This is a genomic window from Mycobacterium sp. NGS29, from assembly GCF_059812965.1.
Genome location: NZ_JCALDR010000016.1, coordinates 57,898 through 80,842, shown reverse-complemented (window position 1 = coordinate 80,842; position 22,945 = coordinate 57,898). Strand labels below are relative to the sequence as shown.

The 22,945-nt window shown below is 64.9% G+C and carries 15 protein-coding genes and 1 tRNA gene; 14 read left to right on the top strand and 2 right to left on the bottom strand.

Annotated elements, in window-relative coordinates:
* The first annotated feature begins 324 nt into the window (after positions 1–324).
* Both AC5Y5Z_RS19900 and AC5Y5Z_RS19895 read left to right on the top strand, forming a co-directional pair.
* Positions 325–537 (top strand): hypothetical protein, encoded by a 213-nt coding sequence (locus AC5Y5Z_RS19900; protein WP_499927034.1) that lies wholly within the window; start codon positions 325–327, stop codon positions 535–537.
* Positions 538–613: 76 nt separating this feature from the next.
* Positions 614–687 (top strand) — tRNA-Pro (locus AC5Y5Z_RS19895).
* A 367-nt stretch (positions 688–1,054) separates the two neighbouring features.
* On the opposite strand, the gene AC5Y5Z_RS19890 is transcribed toward AC5Y5Z_RS19895, so the two are convergent.
* Positions 1,055–2,311: a plasmid pRiA4b ORF-3 family protein gene (locus AC5Y5Z_RS19890; RefSeq protein ID WP_499927032.1), complete on the bottom strand. Its 1,257-nt coding sequence runs from the start codon at positions 2,309–2,311 to the stop codon at positions 1,055–1,057.
* 374 nt (positions 2,312–2,685) lie between these two features.
* Entirely contained in the window at positions 2,686–4,104 is a 1,419-nt protein-coding gene (locus AC5Y5Z_RS19885; RefSeq protein WP_499927030.1) for a cation:proton antiporter, read from the bottom strand.
* 184 nt (positions 4,105–4,288) lie between these two features.
* Here AC5Y5Z_RS19885 and AC5Y5Z_RS19880 point away from each other — a divergent pair, with 184 nt between their 5' ends.
* The 12 genes from AC5Y5Z_RS19880 (at position 4,289) to AC5Y5Z_RS19825 (ending at position 22,940) form a co-directional block, all read left to right on the top strand.
* The gene (locus AC5Y5Z_RS19880; RefSeq protein WP_499927028.1) at positions 4,289–6,058 is read left to right on the top strand and encodes an NAD(P)/FAD-dependent oxidoreductase; all 1,770 of its coding nucleotides are present in this window, start codon (positions 4,289–4,291) and stop codon (positions 6,056–6,058) included.
* A gap of 74 nt (positions 6,059–6,132) precedes the next feature.
* On the top strand, positions 6,133–11,664 hold the full coding sequence (locus tag AC5Y5Z_RS19875; RefSeq protein WP_499927026.1) for a type I polyketide synthase: 5,532 nt from the start codon (positions 6,133–6,135) through the stop codon (positions 11,662–11,664).
* A gap of 14 nt (positions 11,665–11,678) precedes the next feature.
* Positions 11,679–12,533, top strand: a complete 855-nt coding sequence (locus AC5Y5Z_RS19870) for an ABC transporter ATP-binding protein (protein WP_463825307.1) — start codon at positions 11,679–11,681, stop codon at positions 12,531–12,533.
* On the top strand, positions 12,530–13,387 hold the full coding sequence (locus AC5Y5Z_RS19865; RefSeq protein WP_463825308.1) for an ABC transporter permease: 858 nt from the start codon (positions 12,530–12,532) through the stop codon (positions 13,385–13,387). Before AC5Y5Z_RS19870 ends, AC5Y5Z_RS19865 begins: the two co-directional genes overlap by 4 nt.
* Positions 13,388–13,469: 82 nt before the next feature.
* The gene (locus tag AC5Y5Z_RS19860) at positions 13,470–13,745 is read left to right on the top strand and encodes a hypothetical protein (RefSeq protein WP_463825309.1); all 276 of its coding nucleotides are present in this window, start codon (positions 13,470–13,472) and stop codon (positions 13,743–13,745) included.
* Between the two features lie 78 nt (positions 13,746–13,823).
* Entirely contained in the window at positions 13,824–14,123 is a 300-nt protein-coding gene (locus tag AC5Y5Z_RS19855) for a hypothetical protein (RefSeq protein WP_499927023.1), read from the top strand.
* A 241-nt stretch (positions 14,124–14,364) separates the two neighbouring features.
* Complete coding sequence (locus AC5Y5Z_RS19850; protein WP_499927021.1) at positions 14,365–14,862, top strand: nitroreductase/quinone reductase family protein; 498 nt, start codon at positions 14,365–14,367, stop codon at positions 14,860–14,862.
* A 59-nt stretch (positions 14,863–14,921) separates the two neighbouring features.
* Positions 14,922–15,611: a type 1 glutamine amidotransferase domain-containing protein gene (locus AC5Y5Z_RS19845; RefSeq protein ID WP_463825312.1), complete on the top strand. Its 690-nt coding sequence runs from the start codon at positions 14,922–14,924 to the stop codon at positions 15,609–15,611.
* 95 nt (positions 15,612–15,706) lie between these two features.
* The gene (locus tag AC5Y5Z_RS19840; protein ID WP_499927019.1) at positions 15,707–17,044 is read left to right on the top strand and encodes a cytochrome P450; all 1,338 of its coding nucleotides are present in this window, start codon (positions 15,707–15,709) and stop codon (positions 17,042–17,044) included.
* 91 nt (positions 17,045–17,135) lie between these two features.
* Positions 17,136–18,713 (top strand): sulfotransferase, encoded by a 1,578-nt coding sequence (locus AC5Y5Z_RS19835; RefSeq protein ID WP_499927017.1) that lies wholly within the window; start codon positions 17,136–17,138, stop codon positions 18,711–18,713.
* Complete coding sequence (locus tag AC5Y5Z_RS19830; protein WP_499927015.1) at positions 18,710–21,655, top strand: aminotransferase class III-fold pyridoxal phosphate-dependent enzyme; 2,946 nt, start codon at positions 18,710–18,712, stop codon at positions 21,653–21,655. The genes AC5Y5Z_RS19835 and AC5Y5Z_RS19830 overlap by 4 nt, the downstream gene beginning before the upstream one ends.
* A 133-nt stretch (positions 21,656–21,788) precedes the next feature.
* Complete coding sequence (locus AC5Y5Z_RS19825) at positions 21,789–22,940, top strand: LLM class flavin-dependent oxidoreductase (protein WP_499918614.1); 1,152 nt, start codon at positions 21,789–21,791, stop codon at positions 22,938–22,940.
* Positions 22,941–22,945 lie beyond the last annotated feature (5 nt).

Sequence of the window (22,945 nt, the reverse complement as noted above, 5' to 3'; positions counted from 1 at the left end):
GCGAGGCCGGTTCGGCCATTGGCGAGCTTGATCGAGCCGGACGTGCGGGTGTTGGTCAACCTGGGCTACGGCAGCCCGCACCAGGGGTGGTCGACCGGACCGCCCAATGTGCCTCCGTTCGGGCTGCTCCCGCCGCTCGCCCCGGGGGGGTCGCCGGCGCGCTGGTGGGCGGTTCGCAGCAGGGCGTTGGCGATTTCGCCCGGGAAGTCCGGGCGCTGGTGTCCAACGCGTCACCGTCGAGCCTGCTGGATTCGCTTCCGCAGCCGTCACTCGGGGTGATCGAGCGCATCCTCGCCTCACCGACCGGCGCCGTCCGACTTCGCGATGACGGCGCTGCTCTCCCTGCCCGCCTACCATGTCTCGCTGTTCGCCGACGGGTTGGGACAAGCCCTCGCCGGCGACCCGGTTGGGCTGATCAACGCAATCGGCAATCCGATTGCCGCTGATGTCGGCTTGTTCTCGATCGCCGCGGGTTCTAGAACGCTGGTGCTGGTCTCGGCGGCGCAGTCGATCCTCTCAGACCTCAGCAGTTTGTGACCGTCGCAGGGCCTGGCGGTCTCGCGTTGATGCTGCGGTAGGATTTCGACCTGCTGCCGGTTGACGCCGGCAGTGGCGGGCTGTGGCGCAGTTTGGTAGCGCACTTGACTGGGGGTCAAGTGGTCGCAGGTTCAAATCCTGTCAGCCCGACAGCAGATCAGAGCATTTTGATCAGCCGGTTCAGTGGCATGCCCCGGTCATGCCCCGACTTTGAGCGTCGGTAAGGGCCGTCGCTGGTCCTGACCCGTGTGTTTTTGCTTGGCGGTGGCAACAATCCTGCCGGGGAGCCCCATCTATGCGCAGATCAACGACACCTTTTGAGGCATCGGCGGGGTGACCCGTAGATCCGTGCACTGTTGCCAGCGCACGTCAGGACGGTTTCGGCACCCGTTCGCCAGTTACTCTTGGCGTCTAACACCCCGCAGAACCTCACTCCAACCCTGACACCGGGCAGGGTCAACACGATGACGCCGAAGTGGTGCGCATCAGGCTCGCAGACGTGCCTCGGTGGATACGGTCAACTCCCGCCGAGCGCCCGACGCGCCAGCGCCGCTGCCGCGGGACTTACGATGTCCCCACGCATCCAGGTGACGGGCTGATCGGTCACGTTGATCAGGACATCAAAGACGGGGAGTTGGCGCAGGGCGGCTGCAGAAACAGGCCGACCGTCGGCGTGGCGCCAATCGAGTTCGGTCAGCAACGCCGCCACCTTCTCGAACGGCAATGCGGAGTCGGTCGAAGCCGCCGCAAAGGCCAGCATGAGCAGGGTGGCTTGCGTTTCAAACGTCTTGTCGGACTTGGGGATCAGCCGACCGGCCAAATGGTCCCACAGTCTGTCGGGGTCACGCTGGGCCGCTGTCCCAGCCTTGGTCAATAGCAACGTTCCCTTGTGCTTGCGCAACAACCCCAAAGACTGCACGCCCCGGCGGAATCGCAGCAGCGGGTCGCAGTCGATCTCGCGATAGCGTTTGCCGATCCAATCATGCATTGCAGGAACGACTTTGGAGGATTCCCCGACATCAGCCGGCTTGAGATACCCAGCGCTCGTCAGCGCAATGCCGCCGTCCTTCGCGCGGTCCAGGAACCAGTTGTACGGCCGCAGATTATCGGGCAAATCAACCGTATCCAGCGACTGCGGGCCGATCAGCGTGAGCGCCGCCACCGTCAGGTCGTCACCGTGAGGGGTGTAGGTGAGCCGGTGAACCAGCTCGACCAGACGCTCATCGATGCCGGCTTCACGCAACACAAAGTACGCGCCGTCGAAGCCCCCGTTGACCCTTCCCAGATCAAAGAACGCAGGGTCGGCCAGCACCTGGGAAAGGCTGTCGGAGTCGACCAGATGCCCGCAGTCCTCTGGCGGTGCCGCGCGCTCACCGTCTACGACAACCGCCGCGGGACAGCCGGTTTCGGCAGCGCAGACCTCTTCCAGGCGCAGCGTCAGCTCCCAGTTGTCGCCGTAATCGTAGAGGTAGTGCAGGACATCACCGGGCTCGCTGAGGGTTTCGTCGAGCCGAGTGTCGGCGGCGGGCAGACCGTCATCGTCTTCGTCGGGCCACTCCTTGTTGTCCACGTCGTACGGGCACAGGAACAGCTGGCTGTGAAGGTCGAAGGCGCCACCGCCGAGTGAGAAGCGGTGCAGGTGCGAGTCGGTCCAGTCGAACGCCACCTGAAGGACTTGGTGCACCAGGTCCAGCGTCAGATTCGAGCGCAGATCTAGGCGTCGCCAGATCGTTGGATCGCTGTCGTCGAGGTGCACCCGGATCCGGTAGACCACGTCATCTCGTCGCCGAGCGCGACGCAGATCAGGGCGTGACGACTGCTGCGGAACCAGGCGAAGGTACGGACGCCCCATGCGACCCACCGTAGTGCCGGTGCCGGGCCGATCAGGACACCCGTTGGGTATGCCGTGATCGGTTGGCCGCGTAGCAGTTTTCCCCACATCACGTAGCCGATTAGGCAGGCGCCTTTCTTCGGGACACGGGTCAGCACATCGGCGTCGGGCAGGATTGCTTGGCAAGGTGATCTTCTGGTGCTGCCGCAGGAAAGAAATGATTTCTCTGCTCATGTTTACCGGTGCCAGTTCGGCGCGGATGCTGAACGCGGCAGCGGCGGAACCCGGTTGATGCGAGGTTTGACTGTACGGCCCGGTCAGTGATGCGGCGGCCGCTCGTCCCACAGCCTGCCTTCGTCGGATGCCTCCCGCATCTGCTCCTCATCACTGAACCGCTCGAAGTCCTCCGGCGTGACCCGCGGCCGTGGCCGATATGGCGCAGAAGGTGGTGGGGTGGAGGATTCGGCAGGCATGAGTTCGATTGTCTCTCGCCGGGTAAGCTCGCTCACCCGGTATCGCCCATAGACCAACTCGAATATCGGCGTGGCCATCAGCGTGGTGATGATCGCCACCAGCACCAACATGGTGAACAGCGTGGGCGTGATAATGCCTGCTTCCAGCCCGATATTGAGCAGGATGAGCTCGATCAGCCCGCGGGCATTCATCAATGAACCCAGCGCTACGGACTCGCGCAACGGCACCTTGTTCAGGCGCGCAGCCAGTGTGCAGGCAATCCCTTTCCCCGCAATGGAGATCACCAGGATTCCCAGGGTCACCGCCCACAGCGTTGGACTGTTGACCAGTCCGATCTGGGTGTTCAGCCCCGAATACACGAAGAACAGAGGCAGCAGGAAGGTGGTTACAAGCGGTTCGAGGCTGGCCGTGAGATGCCGCGCGAAAAATCCGGAGGGCATGGCGACACCAAGAATGAAGGCGCCGAAAATGGCGTAGATCCCAATGGTGTCGGTGAACCACGCACATGCCATCAAAAGAATCAATACCGCGCTGAGCGTGGGCGCGCTGACGGTGTTCTGGCGTTCAGAGATGGTTCCCAGCCTGGACAGCATGCGCCGTCCGACCGTCAGCACCAGCAACGTGTACACAATGCCACCGACTATCGCCACCACAGCCAGCGTGGGATTGCCCCGGTGAATGGCCAGCACCGTCGCCAAGATGCACCAGGACAGCGCATCGTCCGCGGCGCCGCACGCCAGGGCGAGGGTGCCCAACGGGGTGCCGGAAAGTCGTTGTTCGAAGATGATCCGGGCGAGCATGGGAAACGCGGTGGTCGCGATCGACGCACCGAGAAACATCATCGCCATCACCGGGGTGACGCCTTTTTCGAAGAATGTTCCGCTCGCCAGCAGCGGCCCAGCGACCAGCGCCCCCAGCGCGAGCGGGGTGAGGATGCCGGCCGCGGAGACGGCCGCGGCGGTGCCGGCGCGATGTTTGATCAGGTTGACGTCGAAGTTCAGCCCGATCAGGAACATGTAGAGCACCAGCCCGATCTGCGCCGCCGTGTAGAGCACGACGTTGGCCTGACCCGGAGGAAACAGGTCGTGTTGCACCCCGGGGGCAATGCGTCCCAGCAGCGAGGGGCCGAGCAGCACGCCGGCAAGCATCTCGCCCACGACTTGTGGTTGACCGAGTCGCTGCGCCAGCATTCCGACAATTCGACAGGTCCCCAGAATCACCGCCAGTTCCAGAAAGAAATGTATGGCAGTTGCTGCAGGCACAGGTCACGTCTCCTGGTTCGAAATGCGGGTAGCAACAGTTCGGGACCATGTCCGGCGATCTGTCGGATGCGGCAGTAGAACCCCTGTCGACGACGGCTTGCCTTCACCGGGTGAATGAATGCGGCTTGGTGTAACTTCTTAAATATTAAGTAACTGACTGAACCCGCGTGTGTGAGGGGGCCGTATGGATGTACGAACAGAGCTTTCGCAACTCAGCCCCGAAGCACGAGAAGCTCTGGCCCACCGGATCAGAGCGCGCCTTTCCCATACGGACGCCGCTGCCCCTGACCACGAGGTCGCCGTCATCGGCGGCGGGGTCGCAGCCCTCACTCTGGCACTGGAAATGAAGATCGTCCGCCCACAAACGCGGATCCTCATCATCGAACCGAACCCGCATCCGGTACCGGAGATCACCCACACGGTCGGCGAGTCCACAGTCGAGATCGCCGCCCACTACCTCAGGGACCGGCTGGGCCTGGCCGACCATCTGCGGGATTCCCAGCTCCGCAAGATGGGCTTGCGAATGTTCTTCTCGAACGCGGGGAACACCGACATCGCCCAACGGGTCGAGCTCGGCAGCTCCACCTACACACCCCAGGTGACCTATCAAATCGACCGCGGCAGGTTGGAGAACGAGCTGAACCGTCGGTGCCTGGCCCAAGGCGTCGAAATCGTCTGTGGCCGAGTGCGCTCCGTGAATTTCGGCCACGGCACCGGTTCCCACACCGTGACATTTCAGCACGGCGACGCGACCACTGAGACGACGGCTCGCTGGGTGGTCGATGCGTCGGGCCGGAATCGGGCGTTGCCGCGACAACTGGATCTGCGCCGGGCCAACGAACACAACTGCAACGCGGTATGGCTACGCATCGGCATGGAGATCGACATCGGCCAGTGGAGCGACGACCAAAACTGGCACGCCCGCTTGGTCGAGGGCGACCGGGCCTTGTCGACCAATCACTTGATGGGTGAGGGGTATTGGGTCTGGCTCATCCGACTCGCTTCCGGAGCGACCAGCGTGGGCATCGTCGCCGACCCGGTGGCGCACCCGTTCCACACTTTCAACACGCTCGCGAAAGCTCGGGCGTGGCTGAGCGAGCACGAACCGCAATGCGCCGCGGTGCTGGCCGAGCACGAGCACCTGATCAAGGACTTCAGGGTGATGAAGCACTACAGCCACGGCGCGAACAAGATCTTCGACGGACGTGACCGTTGGTGTCTCACCGGCGATTCAGGAGTGTTCCTGGACCCGCTGTATTCGTCGGGACTGGACCTGGTCGCCATCGGCAATGGCCTGATCACCGACATGATCACCCGGGACCTCGACGGCGAAGACGTGGTCGCACGTTCCGGAATCAGCGACTCGCTGTTCCGTTCGCTGACCGACATGTGGCTTGCCGTGTACTGCAACCAGTACCCGCTGATGGGTTCACCCGCTGTGATGTCGGCCAAGGTGATCTGGGACATCGCGTTCTACTGGGGCTTCCTGGGGTTGCTGTACAGCAATGGCCGTTTCGTCAGTGTCGCCGATGATCCCGAAGTCGTACCGCAGCTGCAGGGGCTGATCGACCTCAGCAATCGCGTGCAACGGTTCTTCCGGGAGTGGGCAGCAGTGGAACAGTCTTCTCCCGCATCAGGTTTCGTTGACTTATTCGCACCGCTGCAATTCATGGTCACGCTGCACACCGCCATGATGGGCGTTGCCTCTGACTTCCGCGCGCAATTCGACGCCAATGCCCAATTATTGCGCCAGCTGGCGGGCCAGTTGGCCGAGACCGTGATCGCACAACATCGCGACAGGTTTGCCGACGACGATGTCATGCGACAGGTGCAGGCGTGGCAACGGGATTCCTTTCTGCAGGAGCTGCGCGCCATCTACCGCCGTGAGCAACCGGGCAACCCGGTCAGTCAGGACTGGATTCTCGGCACCACACCCGCACTCGAATTCAGTTGACCCAGAACAAACACGAGATCCGGTTGCGCGGTGCCGGTCGGGTATCGCGGCGGCCCGACAGGGGAGAGGTGAACATGTCCGCCGAACACGTCACTCGAAAGCCCTTGGCGATTGTGGGGATCGGGTGTCGTTTCCCGGGCGACGCGCACACACCGGACACTTTCTGGCGGCTGCTGTGCAACGAGACCGACGCCACCCGCACGGTCCCGGAGACCCGGTGGAACGCAGCCAAATACTACGATCCAAACCCGGCGAAAGTCGGCAAGATGGTCACCCGCCGAGGCGGATTTCTCGATGAGATAGACCAATTCGATCCCCAGTTCTTCGGCATCTCGCCCCGCGAGGCGAACTTGCTCGATCCGCAGCAGCGTCTGCTGCTGCAGACCACCTGGGAAGCGTTGGAGGACGGGGGGATACCCGCGGAGGCGTTGGCCGGCAGCAATGTCGGTGTCTTCATGGGTGGTTTCACTCTCGACTACCAACTCCTGCAAAACCAGGGTCGTACCAGTCGCTTCCGATTCAAGACCCATTCCGCCACCGGCATGATGATGACGATGCTCGCCAACCGCATCTCCTACGCATTCGACTTCCGCGGCCCGAGCATGACGATCGACACGGCCTGCTCGAGTTCGCTGGTCGCCGTACACCTTGCGGCCCAAAGCATCTGGAACGGTGAATGCGATCTCGCCCTGGCCGGCGGCGTCAACATCATGATCGGGCCCAACACGGCGATCGCGGAATCGAAGAGTGGGTTCCTCAGCCCGGACGGGCGCTGCAAAGCATTCGACCAATCCGCTGACGGCTACGCGCGCGGCGAAGGCGGCGCGGTGGTGGTGCTCAAACTCCTCGAGCACGCTCTGCGCGACAGCGATGACATCTATGCGCAAGTCCTCGGCACCGCCGTGTCGCAGGACGGCCACACCGACGGCATCACCGTACCCAGCGCTGACGCGCAGCAGGCGGCGATCACCACAGCGCTGCAACGAGCCGGCGTCGAGCCCAACGACGTCGGGTACGTGGAGGCGCACGGCACCGGTACTCCGGTCGGCGATCCTGTCGAGGTCCGTGCCCTGGCCAACGCGCTCGCGTCCGACCGGCCCCCCGCAGATCCGCTGCTGATCGGATCGGTGAAGACCAACATCGGACACCTGGAGGCCGGCGCCGGGGTGGCCGGCCTGATCAAGGCCGCGCTGGTGCTCAGACACAGTTACATCCCCGCCAACCTGCATCTGGAAAACCCCAGCAGTCACATACCTTTGGCGGAATTCGGCGTCGAGATACCGCGCACCGGGCGCGCGTTTCCCGTCGGCAAGCGGCGGGTGGCCGGCGTCAACTCCTTCGGCTTCGGGGGCAGCAACGCCCACGTCGTGCTCGCCGAGCCGCCCGCCCCGGCCGGTATCCAAGGCCCACCTCGGCGGAACCGGCCGGCCGTACTGCCGATCTCGGCACGCGCCGAGGAGGCCCTGGCGGCGCAGGCCCACCGGTTGGCGGCGCACCTGAACGCCCACCCGGATACCACCCTGCACGATCTCGGCTACACGTTGAGCCGGCGGCGTTCTCACCTGAACTATCGCCGCATCCTGGTCGCGGGCAGCATCGCCGAAGCGCGGGAACAACTCCAGGCCCTCTCCGACGCTGTCCCCGTCGGCCGCACCCCGATCGCGCCGAAGCTGGCCTACGTCTGCACCGGGATGGGCCCTCAGTGGTGGCGGATGTGCCGCGACCTGCTGGACTCCTATCCGGCCTTCACCGAGAGTTTGTTGCGCACCGATCGCGAACTCGCCCAGCACACCAACTGGTCTCTGCTGGACGAGCTTCGATCCGATGAAGGTCATTCGCGGATGAGCGAAACCGAGGTCGCGCAACCTGCCAACTTCGCCATCCAGGTCGCACTGGCCGAACAACTTCGCGAGTTCGGCGTCACCCCCGACGCGGTGATCGGACACAGCGCCGGGGAAGTCGCCGCCCACTACCTTGCCGGTGTCCTCACCTTCGAGCAGGCGGTCCAGGTGATCTTCCACCGCAGCAGGCTTCAGCAACGCACCAGCGGGCTGGGCCGGATGCTCGCCGTCGGACTCAGTGCCGAGTCGCTCACCCAGGCCATCGATATCGCAACATTTGACGAGCGGGTATCCATCGCCGCGATCAACAGCCCGTCCGCGGTCACCGTCGCCGGCGATCGCGACGTGCTGGACGACATCGCCCGCCACTTGGACGAACTCGGGATCTTCAACCGATTGCTCACCGGCAAGGTGCCCTATCACACGCACTACATGGACAGGGTCAAAGACGACCTGTGCACCGCGCTGGACACGTTGTCGCCACAGGCCGCGGCCATCCCGCTGTACTCCACCGTCACCGGGGAACGACTGGACCACTACCCTTCCGGCGCCGGTTACTGGTGGCAGAACACCCGCGCCACCGTCCTTTTCGAACCTGCGCTGCGTCGCATGCTCGAGGACGGCTACACCCACTTCGTCGAACTTGGCCCACATCCCGTCCTCGCGGCATCGATCGCCGAGATCGGCCGAAGCCGGCAGCTCGACGTGAACGTCCTGGCCAGCCAACGACGCAACGAGGACGACAGCCGTACCCTGTTGAACTGCGTTGGCGCTCTGCATTGTCACGGTCACTCGGTCGCCTGGGACGTGCTCTATCCCCAGACGGGTGCGCGGCTGCTGAAGCTGCCGTCCTACCCGTGGCAGAACAAGCGGTACTGGAACGAAACTCAGGAAGCGGCCGAGGACCTGCACTACCACCCGGTGCACCCGCTGCTGGGGCAACCGGTCAGCGCCGTGCACCCGACCTGGGAGGCCGAGCTGAACACCACCATCGCGCCCTTCCTCGCCGATCATCAGGTGCAGGGAAGTGTCGTGGTGCCCGCGGCGGTGTATATCGAGATCGCCCTGGCGGCAGGAAAAGAAGCGTATGGATCGAGCGACTACAGCGTTGTCGACCTCTCGCTGCACCGTGCCCTGATCCTGGACGCAACCTGCGATCCAATCCTGCGGACCACCCTCAACCGGGGCACCGGCGCTATCGAGTTCGCCGCGTTCACAGCCACCGCCGGCGGAGAAATGAGCTGGACGATCACCGCGACAGCAGCGCTGAATACGCTGTCGCGCGCCCCTGGCCGCGACGACAACGCCAGCAGCACCGAGCAGGCGACAACGATCGACGGCGACGAGTTCTACACCCGAGCCCGCGCCGCGGGGTTCGACTACGGCGAGGCGTTTCAGACCGTTACCGGCATCACCTCCGGAGACGGGTGGGCCATCGCCCAGATCACCTTGCCCGCCACGATCATTCAGGACGTGGATGCCTACCGCTTCCACCCGGCACTCATCGACGGCGCCTTCCAGACATTGCTCGGCACACCGCTGTACAGCCAGAACAACGATGGCAGTCCCTACCTGCCGACCCGAATCCGGCGCAGCGCCATCTACGGTCCCCCCGAGAAGGTCATGGCCGTACACGCACGTGTCACCTCGGCAACCACCGACGAGATCGAATGCGACCTCACGATCACCGGTGACGACGGCGAACCCCTGGCCGCGATCCACGGCTTCACCGTGCAATCGCTGAGCGCGTCATCGCGGATGTCGCCCGAACGGGTGGACAAGGGACTCTACGAGATTCAATGGGTCGCGCAGACCGAAACGAGGCCCGCCGCCAACGCGTCGGTGCCCGACAGCTCGTCCTGGCTCGTCTTGCTCGACCTCGACGGCATAGGAACCGCCCTGGTCGAACAACTGCACCGCAGTGGTCAACGGGTCCAGACGGTCATCTACCAGCCCGTCAGCGGACTGACCGAGATCGACGGCGGCTATGCGCTGGACCCGCGGCATCCGGAACAATTTCAGCAACTGCTCGATAGACATCTGGAGAAAGAAGGCAGCCTCGCCGGCGTCATCAACCTGTGGCCGCTGGACATCTGCGCGGACACCGGATCCACCGAAACACATTACCGGATCGGTGTTTTCACGATTCTGCACCTCATCCAGTCCTTCGCCGCACACGACGCCATCCAGCCCCGCCTCTACGTGATCACCGGCAAAGCGCAACCGGCGCCGGACACCGATGCGATCGCCGTCGACCAGGCCGCCATCTGGGGACTCGGACGGGTCGTCGGTCACCAAGAATTGGCCGGCCAGTGGGGAGGACTCATCGACATCGACGATGCCGGTGATCGCGAGCAGACGGCGTTGCGTGTCTGCCAACACATTCTGGCCGACAACCTTGATGACCAGGCCGAGGATCAGATCGTCATCCGCGGAGACGTGACGTATGTGCCGCGGCTGCGCCCGAGCCAGAGCCTGACCGAGCCATTCCCCACCAAACTCACGCCCGACGCGACCTATGTGGTCACCGGTGGGCTCGGAGCTCTCGGGCGCACGGTCGCGAGGTATCTCGCCGAACGCGGAGCCCGTCACATCGTGCTGCTCAGCCGCAGTGAGATCCCGCCGAGAAACCAATGGCCGTCGATACTTCCTGGGCACCGGCATCACGACACCGTCAGCAACCTGGCACAGATCGAGCGCCTCGGTGCCCAGGTGAGCACTGCCCGGGTCGACATCACCGACGCCGATCAGGTGCAATCGTGGCTCAGTGACCACGTCCGGCAAGGCGGCCGGCCGGTGCGTGGAATCGTGCACGCCGCGGGATGTGTCAACGATCAGCTCCTGGTGAACATGACCGAACCGGACTTCACGCGGGTCATGGCTCCGAAGGTCACCGGTACCCGGGTGCTGCACAACGCTTTTCGCGGTCACGACCTGGAGTTCTTCGTCCTGTTCGGGTCCGCCGGCTCGGTTATCGCCGCACCCGGTCAAGGAAACTACGCTGCCGCCAACGCTTTCCTCGACGCATTCGCGCACCTGCGGCAGGCCGAGGGACTGCCCGCTCTCACCATCGGGTGGGGTCCGTGGTCAGTGGGAATGGTCGAAGAGCTGAAGCTGGAAAAGGTCTACGCCCAGCGCGGCATCGAGCTCATCACGCCCGCCGCCGGCGCCCGGATCCTCGATCGGCTCATCACGCAGAGGACCCCCAACGTGGTCGCGATCAGCGCCGACTGGATGCGAGCCCGTCGCGCCGGCTTCGGCGGCCGGCTTCCCGCAATGTTCGCCGATCTGGGAACGACCGAAGCGACGGTCGATCAGGATCCCGACACCACGATGATCGACTCGCTGACCGGCCGCCCCGAAGCCGAGAGACTCGAGGCGGTGGCAGACCACGTTCGGCAGGTGGTGGCCGCCGTCTTCGAAGTCGCGGCCGGCGATATCGGCCCCGACGACATCCTCAACGACATCGGCCTGGACTCGATGATGGCCATGGATTTCCGGGCCCGGATCAGTGCGATGTTCGGTATCGAACTTCCGGTGCTGGAACTGCTCAGAGGTGTCAGCGTCAACTCGCTGGCCGCGCGGATACTGGCCGACCTGCATCTGGACGGCGCCAGCTCATTGCCGGACACCGAAACGCAACCGGAGCCGCGCGCTGCGGACGACGTGGAGCATCTCCTGGAAAGCCTGTCCGACGCCGACCTGCGGGCATTGCTGGCTGAACTTGAGCAATCACCTGACGATCCCGAGCCGGGACGTTCGTAGTGGTGAATTCCACAGTGCGTCAATCAGATAAGTCGTCCGCAGTGCAGGTGCGGGGTCTGTCGAAGGCCTATGGAACGTTGCAGGCCGTGCAGGATCTGGACCTCGACGTCGGGTACGGGGAGATCTTTGCGATCCTCGGCCCCAACGGCGCCGGCAAGTCGACGACCATCGAAATACTGGAGGGCCATCGGCGCCGGGACCGCGGATCGGTGCGGGTCCTGGGCGAAGATCCCGACGCCTCAGGCCGGAGCTGGCGCGCCAAGATCGGCATAGTGCTGCAGGAAGCCAGCGACTTCGGGATGCTCAAAGTGTCTGAAACGGTGGACATGTTCGCCAAATGCTATGCGCGGAGCCGGGTTCCCGGCGAGGTCCTCGAGCTCGTCGGACTCGCGTCGGCGTCCCAATCGAAGGTGCGAAATCTGTCCGGGGGACAGCGCCGCCGGCTCGATGTGGCACTCGGGATCGTCGGGATGCCCGAACTCCTTTTCCTGGATGAGCCGACGACCGGGTTCGATCCAGAAGCCAGGAGGCGCTTCTGGGAACTGATCCGGCTGCTGGCGCGCGACGGCACCACCATCCTGCTCACCACCCATTACCTCGACGAAGCCGCCACCCTGGCAGACCGCGTCGCCGTCATCGCCGGCGGCCGGGTGGTCGCAGTCGATTCACCGGCCAAGCTGACCGAACACGTCGATACGGCTGCGACTGTCCAGTGGGTGGAGGGCGGTCAAGTGCATGTGGAGAAGACGGATCACCCCACTGAGTTGATCAGACAGCGGTCGACGGACGGCGCCGAGCTGGCCCAGCTGACCGTCTCCCGGCCCACCCTGGAGGACGCCTACCTGCAATTGATCGGTTCGGGTCGATGAGTGTCGACGACGTCCGGAAAACCTCACCGGTGCCATACCGCGCGACCGGGCACGCCTCGACGCTGCCGTCGCCGCTTCGGATCGGGTTGTCGCGGGCCGTCCCCGAATTGAAGATGTTTTACCGCCGGCCCGAGCAAGTGGTGTTGACCTTTTCGATGCCGGCAGTGATCTGCATCCTGTTGGGTTCGATCTTCTCGGCGAAACTGCCCAACAGCGATACCAGCACCGGCGCGGTGATCGCGGCGAGCATGCTCGCCTACGGAATCCTGTCGACTTCGTTCATCAATCTCGGCATCAGCATTGCTGCCGACCGCGACACCGGTGCCCTGCGGCGACTTCGCGGCACACCGACGACGGCGGCTTCATACTTCGTCGGCAAGATTCTGCTGGTGACGGTCGCCAGTCTGGCGGAGGCGGTCGTGCTGCTGGCGGTGGGGGTGCTCGGCTTCGGACTTCGGCTCCCGGCAGATGTGTTCGGCTGGTTCACCCTGTCCTGGGTGTTCGTCCTGGGGATCGTAAGTTGTTCCCTGCTCGGCATATTCGTCAGCAACTTCGCCAGCAACGCGGTCTCGGCGGCGGTATTGACCAACGGTCCGGCGGTGGGCCTGCAATTCGTGTCCGGCACTTACGTGCCGCTCATGGCACTGCCGACGTGGATGCTGGCGGTGGGCTCCATCTTCCCGGTCAAGTGGATGGCGCAAGGCTTCCGGTCGGTGTTGCTGCCTGCGGACATGGTGATCTTCGAACCGGCCGGCAACTGGGAGTACTGGCGCATATTTCTGGTGCTTGCGGCGTGGAGCGTCGGAGGGCTGATCGCCTGCCTCGCCGTCTTCCGCTGGTCGGACAAGCACTGACGTTCCCGCGGCAAGGGTGTTAGATCGTGGTGTGGACGCGGAACCTGGCAGGGCACAGACACTTTCAGATCGATTGGCCTCGATGCCGCACTACCATGTCGTCACCTTGTGTGACGAGAGTTGCCTGGATTACAGCGACGGGCTGACCGAGCCCGGTGCACTTGCCTATGCGGCCGACGTGATTTCACCGACCGCCGGTGAGCGTGAGCAAGGGTTGGAAGGCGTGTGGATCGTGGCCGTCGACCCGCAATCATGTCGGCTGGCGCACGGCAACAACGCCGACAAAGAGACCGAGCAAGCGCTGGAATTTCTGATGCGGGTCATCCAAGGTGAGCCCTACTGGTCGGTGTTCGGTTGACGTGAACGCGCAATGGCACGGGCGTGACGGTTCGGTGTTCGTCACCACGGGCATGTCCGGTGCGGGTATGAATCAACGGTGAGCACCCATCATGTGAATCTGACCCCGCAGGAAAATTCGTTGATCGGCCAGAGTCATCCCGATGCGCTGGCGCGCATGGACGAGAAGTCGCTCAAGGAACTGCAGAGCCGGCTCCGGCAGGCCCGCGAGAAGAATTTCAGTCTGCTACGGCGCCAAGGTGCGGCGCGGGTAGAGGCCGAAGGTGCCCGGGGCGCCGCTCAACCGGCCAACGAGAAACGCGGCGAGAAAGTCGAGATCTTCGACGAGGCACTGGCCCGGGTGACCCAGCGCCTGGAAATGGTCAGCGAGACGGATTAGTTACGGCGAGTTGACTATTGGGCGATGCCTAGCGCAGATAGAGCAAAGCGTTGTTACCGCCCTGCACACTGATCCGGCTTGCGTGCACGTCATCGGGTAAGTCACCCGGTGACCGGGCTGTACACGTCGAACGGATTCGAGCCGTGCCCGTGGGCGTGGTGTGTCTCGGCGCTGTAATAGCCTGGCTGGAACCGAGTCCGATCCGCGAGGTCGTCTCGACCGCCGACGAAAGGAAGAATTCATGGGCGACGTCGACGCGGCCGCGATTGGCTCCGAACGCCGAGACTGGATTCAAGAACACCTTGCGATGTACCTCGACTCGGGCGGAGCCCGAGGCCACATTTTCGACGTCAGCGCCGTCGGTGGCCGCGAAATCACGACCCACTGCCTGATCAGGTACACCGGCCGCAAGTCCGGCAAGACGTACGTCAAGCCGCTCATCTACGGCAACGTCGCAGGGGAGATCGTGATCGTGGCCTCTAAGGGCGGCGCCGATTCGCACCCCGAGTGGTATCTCAACATCATTGCCAGCGAAACCATCGGGGTGCAGATTGCGACGCAGGCCTTCGAGGCCACGTGGCGCGAACCGGAGGGTGGCGAACGTCACGACGTGTGGGAGTACATGTGCCACCTGTACCCGCCGTACGTCTCCTATCAGCGCTCCACGAGCCGCCACATCCCGCTGGTCATGCTGAAGCTGGGACAGCCGATCGACGTCTTCACGTCGAAAGTCGGTTAACCCCCTGCGAACCGCCAACAGTTGGTATTAACGCGTGCGGTAACGGGAATGCCGACGACATGACCAAGCGCATCCTGAATGTCGTCAGCAATGTTTCGCACTACGCGGACCCGTCGGAGCCGACCGGCCTTTGGCTCTCGGAGCTCACCCATGCCTATGACATCTTCGACGAAGCCGGGTACGAGCAGACGATCGTCAGTCCCAGCGGCGGTCCGTCGCCGCTGGAGCCGCGCGCGCTCAAATTTCCGTTCTACGACAAGAGCGCCAAGGCGTGGCGGGCCGACGAGTCGAAGATGGCGCTGCTGGAAAGCACTGCCGCACCCAACGAAATCGACTCGGCCGACTATGACGCGATCTACTTCACCGGCGGTCACGCGGTGATGTTCGACTTCCCCGATAGCGAAGGGCTGCAACGCATTACCCGAGAAATCTATGAGCGCGGCGGCATCGTGTCCTCGGTGTGTCACGGCTACTGCGGCCTGCTCAACACCAAGCTGTCCGACGGATCATTGTTGGTTGCCGGCCGCAAACTCACCGGGTTCGCCTGGTTGGAGGAGGTGGTGGCCCGGGTGAACAAGCTGGTGCCCTATAACGCCGAACAGGAGATGAAGCAACGCGGCGCCCGCTACGAGAAGGGTTTGATCCCGTTCACCTCCTACGCCGTAGTGGACGGGCGGCTGGTGACAGGCCAGAACCCGGGATCAGCCAAGGAGACAGCGAAGAAGGTCGTGGCGGCGCTGCAGGGGTGAGCAAGGCCGCTGAGGGCGTTCGTTTACGCAAGACCGCTCACGTGTAGCCGAGCCGGAGTTATGTTTGCCTCACGAGCCGTTCCGAGGCAGGCACCATGGCGACAGCAACAGACGAGGCGGTGCGTCTACCGCCGGCTCTGCGCGCGCCGAAACCGGTCCAGGGGCTGGCATTCCTGTTCGCCCGGCGCAGAATGGTCGCCGCGCTCGGCCGGCGCTACGGAAACGTGTTCACCCTCGACCTGCCCGGCTTTGGTCGCACGGTGGTGGTCGGCGACCCGGATCAGATCAAGGACCTGTTCGGCACCAGCCGGGAGCTGCTGGGCCGCTCCCGGCTGAATCTCGGCAAGGTCTTCGGCCCCGGTTCGATGTTCAACCTGTCGGGCGACGAACACCTGCTGCGGCGCCGGCTGCTCTCCCCGCCCTTTCATTCCGTGCACGTCGCGAAGTACCGGCAGATCGTCAGCGAAGAATTGCTGCACGAAGCCGCGACCTGGTCAGACGGGCAAGAATTCGCGGCCTGGCCGGCGATGACGCGCATCGTGCTGCGCGGGTTGCTGCGCGTCGTAGTCGGTGCCGAAGGGGCCGACCTCGACGACCTCGCAGCGTTGATGCCGCCCGCGGTCGCGCTCGGGGCCCGCATCGGGTTGTTGCCGCCGATCCTGCGCAAGGACTTCGGGAGCTGGAGCCCGGGTGCGCGCCTGCTGCGCAGTCGCGGCAAGTTCAACACCGCCATCGACGCGTTGATGGGCCAGGCGCGCACCGATCCACGTCTTGCCGAACGACATGACGTACTGGCGATCCTGCTGCGGGCCCGCTACGACACCGGGGAGCCGATGTCGGATGACCATATCGCCGACGAAGTGCTCAGCGTGCTCACAGCCGGGTACGAGACGACGGCGGCGACGCTGGCCTGGGCGGTGGAACGGTTGCGTCGGCATCCGCAACTCCTCGACCGGCTGACCGCCGAAGTCGATGCCGGCGGATCGGAACTCCTGCAGGCCACGATCTGGGAGGTGCAGCGCGCACGTCCGGTGTCCGACGTAGCCCAGCGACGGACCACAGCACGAATCCGCCTGGGGGAGTGGGTGATTCCGGAGGACACCACGTTGATGATCAATGTCCCGCTGGCCCACGGGTCCCCGGACAGCTTCCCGGACGCGGACTCGTTCAGCCCGGAGCGCTTCCTCTGTGGGCAGCCCAAGCCGGTGGGCTGGATTCCCTATGGTGGCGGATTCCAGCGCTGCATCGGCGCGGCCTACGCGAACATGACGATGGACACCACGCTGCGCACCTTGCTGCGGGAATTCCGGCTGGTTCCCACCGATGCGGACGGGGAGCGGCCGCGCGACCACGGCGTGATCTTCGCGCCGGAACACGGTGCCCGCGCCGTCGTCTACCGGCGAAGGCGGGCAGGTTTCGGCTCGACTCCGTGAGCGGCTCAACGGCAGGGGGAGACGGTGCATTCGCGCCTGCGGGCCGCCTGATCAGCGATACAGTGGCCTACGCAAGCGTAGAGGGGGGCTTTTGCAGGTACTGACCAGCAGAGAGGGTGCGGTTGTCGACGCGATCGCCGAGGCCTTCTTCCCGGCTCGCGGACCGATCGGGGTGGGCGGTAGCGCCGCGGGCGTGGTGCCCTATGTCGACACGATGCTGGCCCGGCTCCCGTTCGCCAAGCGCGTCCAACTGCGGGGTCTGCTGGTGGCGTTCGAGGTGGGCACCGCCATCACCAGTCGCGGCGGCCTGTTCTCCGCCGCGCCGCTTGACGAACGCATCGCCCGACTGCAGGCATGGGAGGACGCCGACCGATACGTCCAACGCGCGTTGTTCTCCGCCCTGCGTTGGCTTTTCACGCTCGCCTATCTGGCCGAACCCGCAGTGCAGCAACGAATCGGGCTGCCGCACAACGAAATTCAACCGCCCGTCCCGCTGCGACGGCCCGGCAGGGCACCGCGGCTAGCTCGCGGTGCGCGGGTCGTCCGCCTCGAGCGCCGCTTCAACACCGATCAGCTCATCACCGGCATCGAGATCCCGAAGTGGTTCGGCGTACTGGCCGGCGCCCGATTCCGGGTGAGCCTCCGTTATCTGCATCGGATCGCCTGGATCACCGGCTGGAGCGGTGTGGCCACCGCAGTAGGCACGGTGGAACGCCGCCGCTACGACCGGCGGATCGCCTCGACGCCCCTCGACCCGCCACCGATCTTCATCCTCGGGCACTGGCGCAGTGGCACCACCCACCTGCACAACCTGCTGGGCCGCGACCCGGACCACACCTATCCCACCGTCTACCAGGTGGTGTTCCCCACCGCGTTCATCACCACCGGCAGCGTCATCCCGCCGCTGACCGCGCGCCTGCTGCCCGACACCCGCGGCTATGACAACGTCGCCCAGGGCTGGGGTGAGGCGGCCGAGGACGAGATCGCGCTGGCCAAGCTGACCGGCTTGTCGCCGTACCTGGCGTTCATGCTGCCCGACCTGCTGCCCCGCTACGAACGCTACTTCGATTTCCTGCAGGCCCGCGAAGACGAGCGCGACGAGTGGAAGACGGCGCTGCGCTGGTTCGTCAACAAGATCCGGCTGCACTCCGGTGGGCGGCGCCCCGTGATCAAGAGCTGCGCCCACATGGCCCGGGTCCGGATGCTGCTCGATGTGTTCCCGGACGCGAAATTCGTTCATATACACCGTAACCCGTTCACTGTCGCCGCCTCCACGATCCACATGCGCAACCAGACCGACTGGGAGAACTTCCTGCAGGTGCCCGAAGTGGCTTTCGTCAAGAACCTGCCGACGCAGGTGGCGGTCGTCGGGCAGAAGCTCTTCGAGCGCTTCTTCGAGGACCGCGCCCTCATTCCGCCGCAGAACTACATCGAGGTGGCCTATCCAGATTTGTGCGCGCGCCCGCGCGAGGTGCTCGACGGCATCTACCGCCACCTCGACATCCCGCAGGGTGACCGCTACGACGCCACCATCGGCGGCTACCTGGACGGTCTGCGCGGATACCGGACCAACACGCTGAACATCGACGACGAACTCGCCGACCTGGTGCGCGAGCACTGGAAGTTCGTGTTCGACGAATACGGCTACTCGCTGGACCATCGATCATGACGTTCCACGACTTCGTCGAGGAGCATCTGCACTCCAGCACGCACCTGGCCAAACGCCACGTGCATCCCAAGCTGCTGTACATGTTCGAACTCGCCGGCATGGACGCGGTGTTCACCCGGGCGCAGGGTGCCTACCTGTGGACCGAGAACGGCACCCGCTACCTGGACCTGCTCAGCGGCGGGGGAGTGCACTTCATCGGACGCAACCATCCCCAGGTCCGTGCGGCACTGCGTGACGTCCTCGACATGGACCTGCCCAACCTGTCGGTCGCCAACGCGTCGGTGCTGGGCGGCCTGCTGGCCGAGCGGCTCATCTCGTTGGCCGGCCCGCAGTTCGCCAAGGTGGTGTTCGCCAACTCCGGGACCGAGGCCACCGAGATCTGCGTGCGCTTCACCCGTCAGGCCACCGGTCGTCGTCGTTATCTGTATCTGGAGGGGGCATTTCACGGCCGCACCTACGCCGCGATCTCGATGTGTGGTTTCGACGAGATGAAGATCACCGCCGATCCGTTGATGCCGACCTGTACTCCGTTGCCACGCAACGATATTGAGACGCTCCGGCGCGAACTTTCCTACGGCGACGTCGCCGCCTTCGTGGTCGAAGCCGTGCAGGGCATGACCTGCGAAGTCGTCTCGGCCGAGTATCTGCGTGCGGCCCAGCAACTCTGCGCGCAACACGGGACCGCGCTGGTGATGGACGAGGTGCAGACCGGCCTCGGACGATTGGGCAACTGGTTCGGTTGCCACGGTGCCGGCGTCAAACCTGACATGCTCACTGTCAGCAAGGCGCTCTCCGGTGGCCAGGCGCCGGTGAGTGCGGTGCTGCTGACCCAGGACATCTACGACCGCGTCTACGCCGCCTTCAAGTCCGGGCCCATCTATCTGTCGACCTTCGCCGAGAACAACCTCGCCATGGCCGCCGGGCTGGCCACTCTCGATGTGCTCGAAGACCTGGACGCGCCCCGGCGGGCGCGTGCCCTCTCGAAGAAGTTCCGCAGCGGGCTGCAGGAACTGGCCGACCGCTACGACGTGATCGACCGGATCACGGGGCAGGGCCTGATCATCGGCGTGGTGTTCAAGAATTCGGCCCAGCTCGGGCTGCGGGTGCAGCAGACTCTGATGGGAATCGGCGATCCGGGTGCGTTCGCGGCCGCGGTTCACATCGACCTGCACAAGCGCGGAATCCTGGTGCAGATACCGGGATTCAACCTCAACATGATCAAGCTGCTGCCGCCGGTGACTCTGGACGACGCCGACGTGGCCTGGTTCCTGACCGCGTTCGAAGAAGTGCTCGCCGGTTACCGCCGACCCGCATCCGGCCCGGTCGTCGGCATGGTCGGCGGTGTCACCCGCCATGTGCTCAACGAAACCCGGGCCCGCCTCGACGCGCGCCGGCCGGCGCTGGATGTGCCAAAACACAACGCGGCCAACCGCATACAGGAACATTCCGACTACCACCGTGCACTGGCCCTGGACTGTGACGTGTGTGTGGTCGGCTCCGGCCCCGCGGGCACCGTGCTCGCGCACCGACTGGCCGGCGAAGGCCTCGATGTCGTCGTCCTGGAGGCCGGCGCGGCCATGCGCCAGCGCGATCGGGGAGCGGAGGCCGGCGAGACGTTCGCCCGCTGGTTCTGGGAAGGTGGCATGCGCACCACGCGGGGCAATGTGGTGATACCCACGTTGCAAGCGCGATGTCTGGGCGGCGGATCGGTGATCAACTCCGGAATCTGTATGCGGGCCCCGGACTTCGTGTTCGAGAAGTGGGCGAGCGAACACGGCGTCGAAGGGGCTGCACCGGAGCAGATGGCCCGTCATTACGAGGCGGTCGAACGGTTCCTGGGGGTGCGACCGGTCCAGTCGCACGTGCAGGGCCGGCGCAACGACCTGTTCCGCAGCGGGGCAGAAGCGCTGGGCTACCAAGTGGAATCGCTACGGCGAAACGAGCACGACTGCCGTGGCTCCGGTCAGTGCATCACCGGATGCCCTTCGGGGGCAAAGCAATCGATGGATCGTCGCGGGGTGCCGGAGCTGTTGGCCGCCGGTGGCCGCGTCTACACCTCCGTGCACGTCGATTCGCTGCTGCGGCAAGGCAATCGGGTGTACGGATTGACGGGCACGGTGGTCGATCCCAGCTCCGGACGGCGGACCCATCGTGTGCGGGTCAAGGCCAAATGCACGGTGCTGGCCGCGGGTGCGTTCGCTTCGCCGCAGATCCTGCAGCGCAGCGGCCACCACGAGGAGGCCGTCGGGCGAAACGTTCGCATGCACCCCGGCATGATTGTGCTGGGCGAGTTCGACGACGAGATCGCGCCGTGGACCGGTGCGACCCAGGGCTACCACGTAACCGGCTTTCTTGAGGAAGGCATCAAACTGGAGTCGATCTGGGCCACCCCGTCAGTACTCGGCATGCTGCACCCGGGAACCGGTGACGAGTACGTACGCTCGCTGGCCGGCTACCGGAACGTGGCGACCTGGACGGTGTGGGTGAGTGGGCAGGACTCGGTCGGACGGGTGCGGGCCCGGCCGGGTGGCATGACCAGCCTGCGCTACGACGTCGGGGCCGCCGACGTGCGTCGCATCCAGGAGGGCGCGGCCCGGCTGGCCGAGATGTTCGCCGCCGCGGGCGCCCGCAGCGTGGTACCGGGAATCCGTGGCTTGGCGCCCCGTTACGATGCGCCCCAGGCGGCACCCGCGATCCGGGCTGCGGCATTGTCTCCCAACGACTTTCGCGTGGTGGCCAACCACGTCTTCGGCACGACGGCGATGGGGGCAGATCCGAGTCGGCACGTGACGGACTCGTGGGGAGCCGTGCACGGCCTCGACGACGTGTACGTGTGCGACACCGGGCTGTTCCCGTCGAGCCCGATGGCCAATCCCATGCTCACCGCGATGGCACTGGCACACCGTCAGGCCGAGACGCTGGCCCATCGGTATCGGCGCTGACTGACGAGCATCCCGATCAGAACTCGGCGCGAGTTGGGCTCGACCACTGTAGGTAGTCCGCTACGCTACCCGGCGCATTGCTGGCGGCTTTGAATCGAAAAGCCAATGGTTACCTTCGCACCCGAGGAATGACATGTCAGGATTCCGGGTCGGCCTCGTCGACGTGCTCGCCTACTCGAGCATCGGCCCGCTGGCCATCACTCGCGCGAACTACCTCACCGCCGTCGCAGCAGGTGTCGATTCGTTCTGGGTGGCTGATCACGTGAACGCTCTGACACCCCGGTCGATCATGACGGCAAAGTATCTCGGCTCGACGACCGCGAAGTTGATGCCCCGACCCGACGCCGTCAGCGAGCCCTGGACGGCACTGGGATACCTGGCCGCCAAGAATCGACTCGCACGGCTGCGACTCGGAACCAGCGTCACCGACGCCGGCCGGCGCAACCCTGCGGTGACTGCACAAGCCGCCGCCACGCTGCATCTGCTGACCAAGGGCAGGGCGATCCTGGGCATCGGCACCGGCGAACGCGTAACCAACGAACCCTATGGCGTGGAATGGTCCAAGCCGGTCGGGCGGTTGATCGAGGCCCTTGCCACGATCCGGGCGTTGTGGAACTCCAACGGTGAACTCGTCAGCCGCGATTCGGAATTCTTTCCCCTGCACAACGCGATCTTCGACCTACCGCCCTATCGCGGTAAATGGCCAGAGATCTGGGTGGCGTCCCACGGCCCGCGCATGCTCAAAGCCACCGGTCGCTACGCCGACGCCTGGTTTCCTGCTGCGCTCGTCCATCCCGACGACTATGCCGCTGCCCTCGATGTCGTCCGGGCGGCGGCCTGCGACGCAGGTCGTGACCCGATGTCAATCGTGCCGGCCAGCCTCGTCATGGTGGTGACGGGCCGCAGCCGCGATGAGGTCGACGAAGCGCTCGGCTCCCAGGTCCTCCGCGCCTTTGCCCTCAACATCCCGGCCTCCGAATGGTCCCGGCACGGGTCGCGGCATCCATTCGGAGACGACTTCACCGGCATGCAGGATCTCATTCCGCAGACCCTCGACGAGCAGGCCGTACTGGCAGCGACCAAGAATGTCCCACAGGCACTGCTGACCGGCAGCATTCTCAACGGCACCCCCGATGAGGTGCTCGAACAGGCCGCTGAGCTACGCGACGCTGGACTGCGCTACGCCGTGGTGGTCAACATGAGCGCTGCGCAACCGAGTTTGAAGCGCGGCATGGCCGCCAGCGTCCCCTTCGTGCGGATCCTGCGACAGCTGCGAAAGCTCTAGCGACC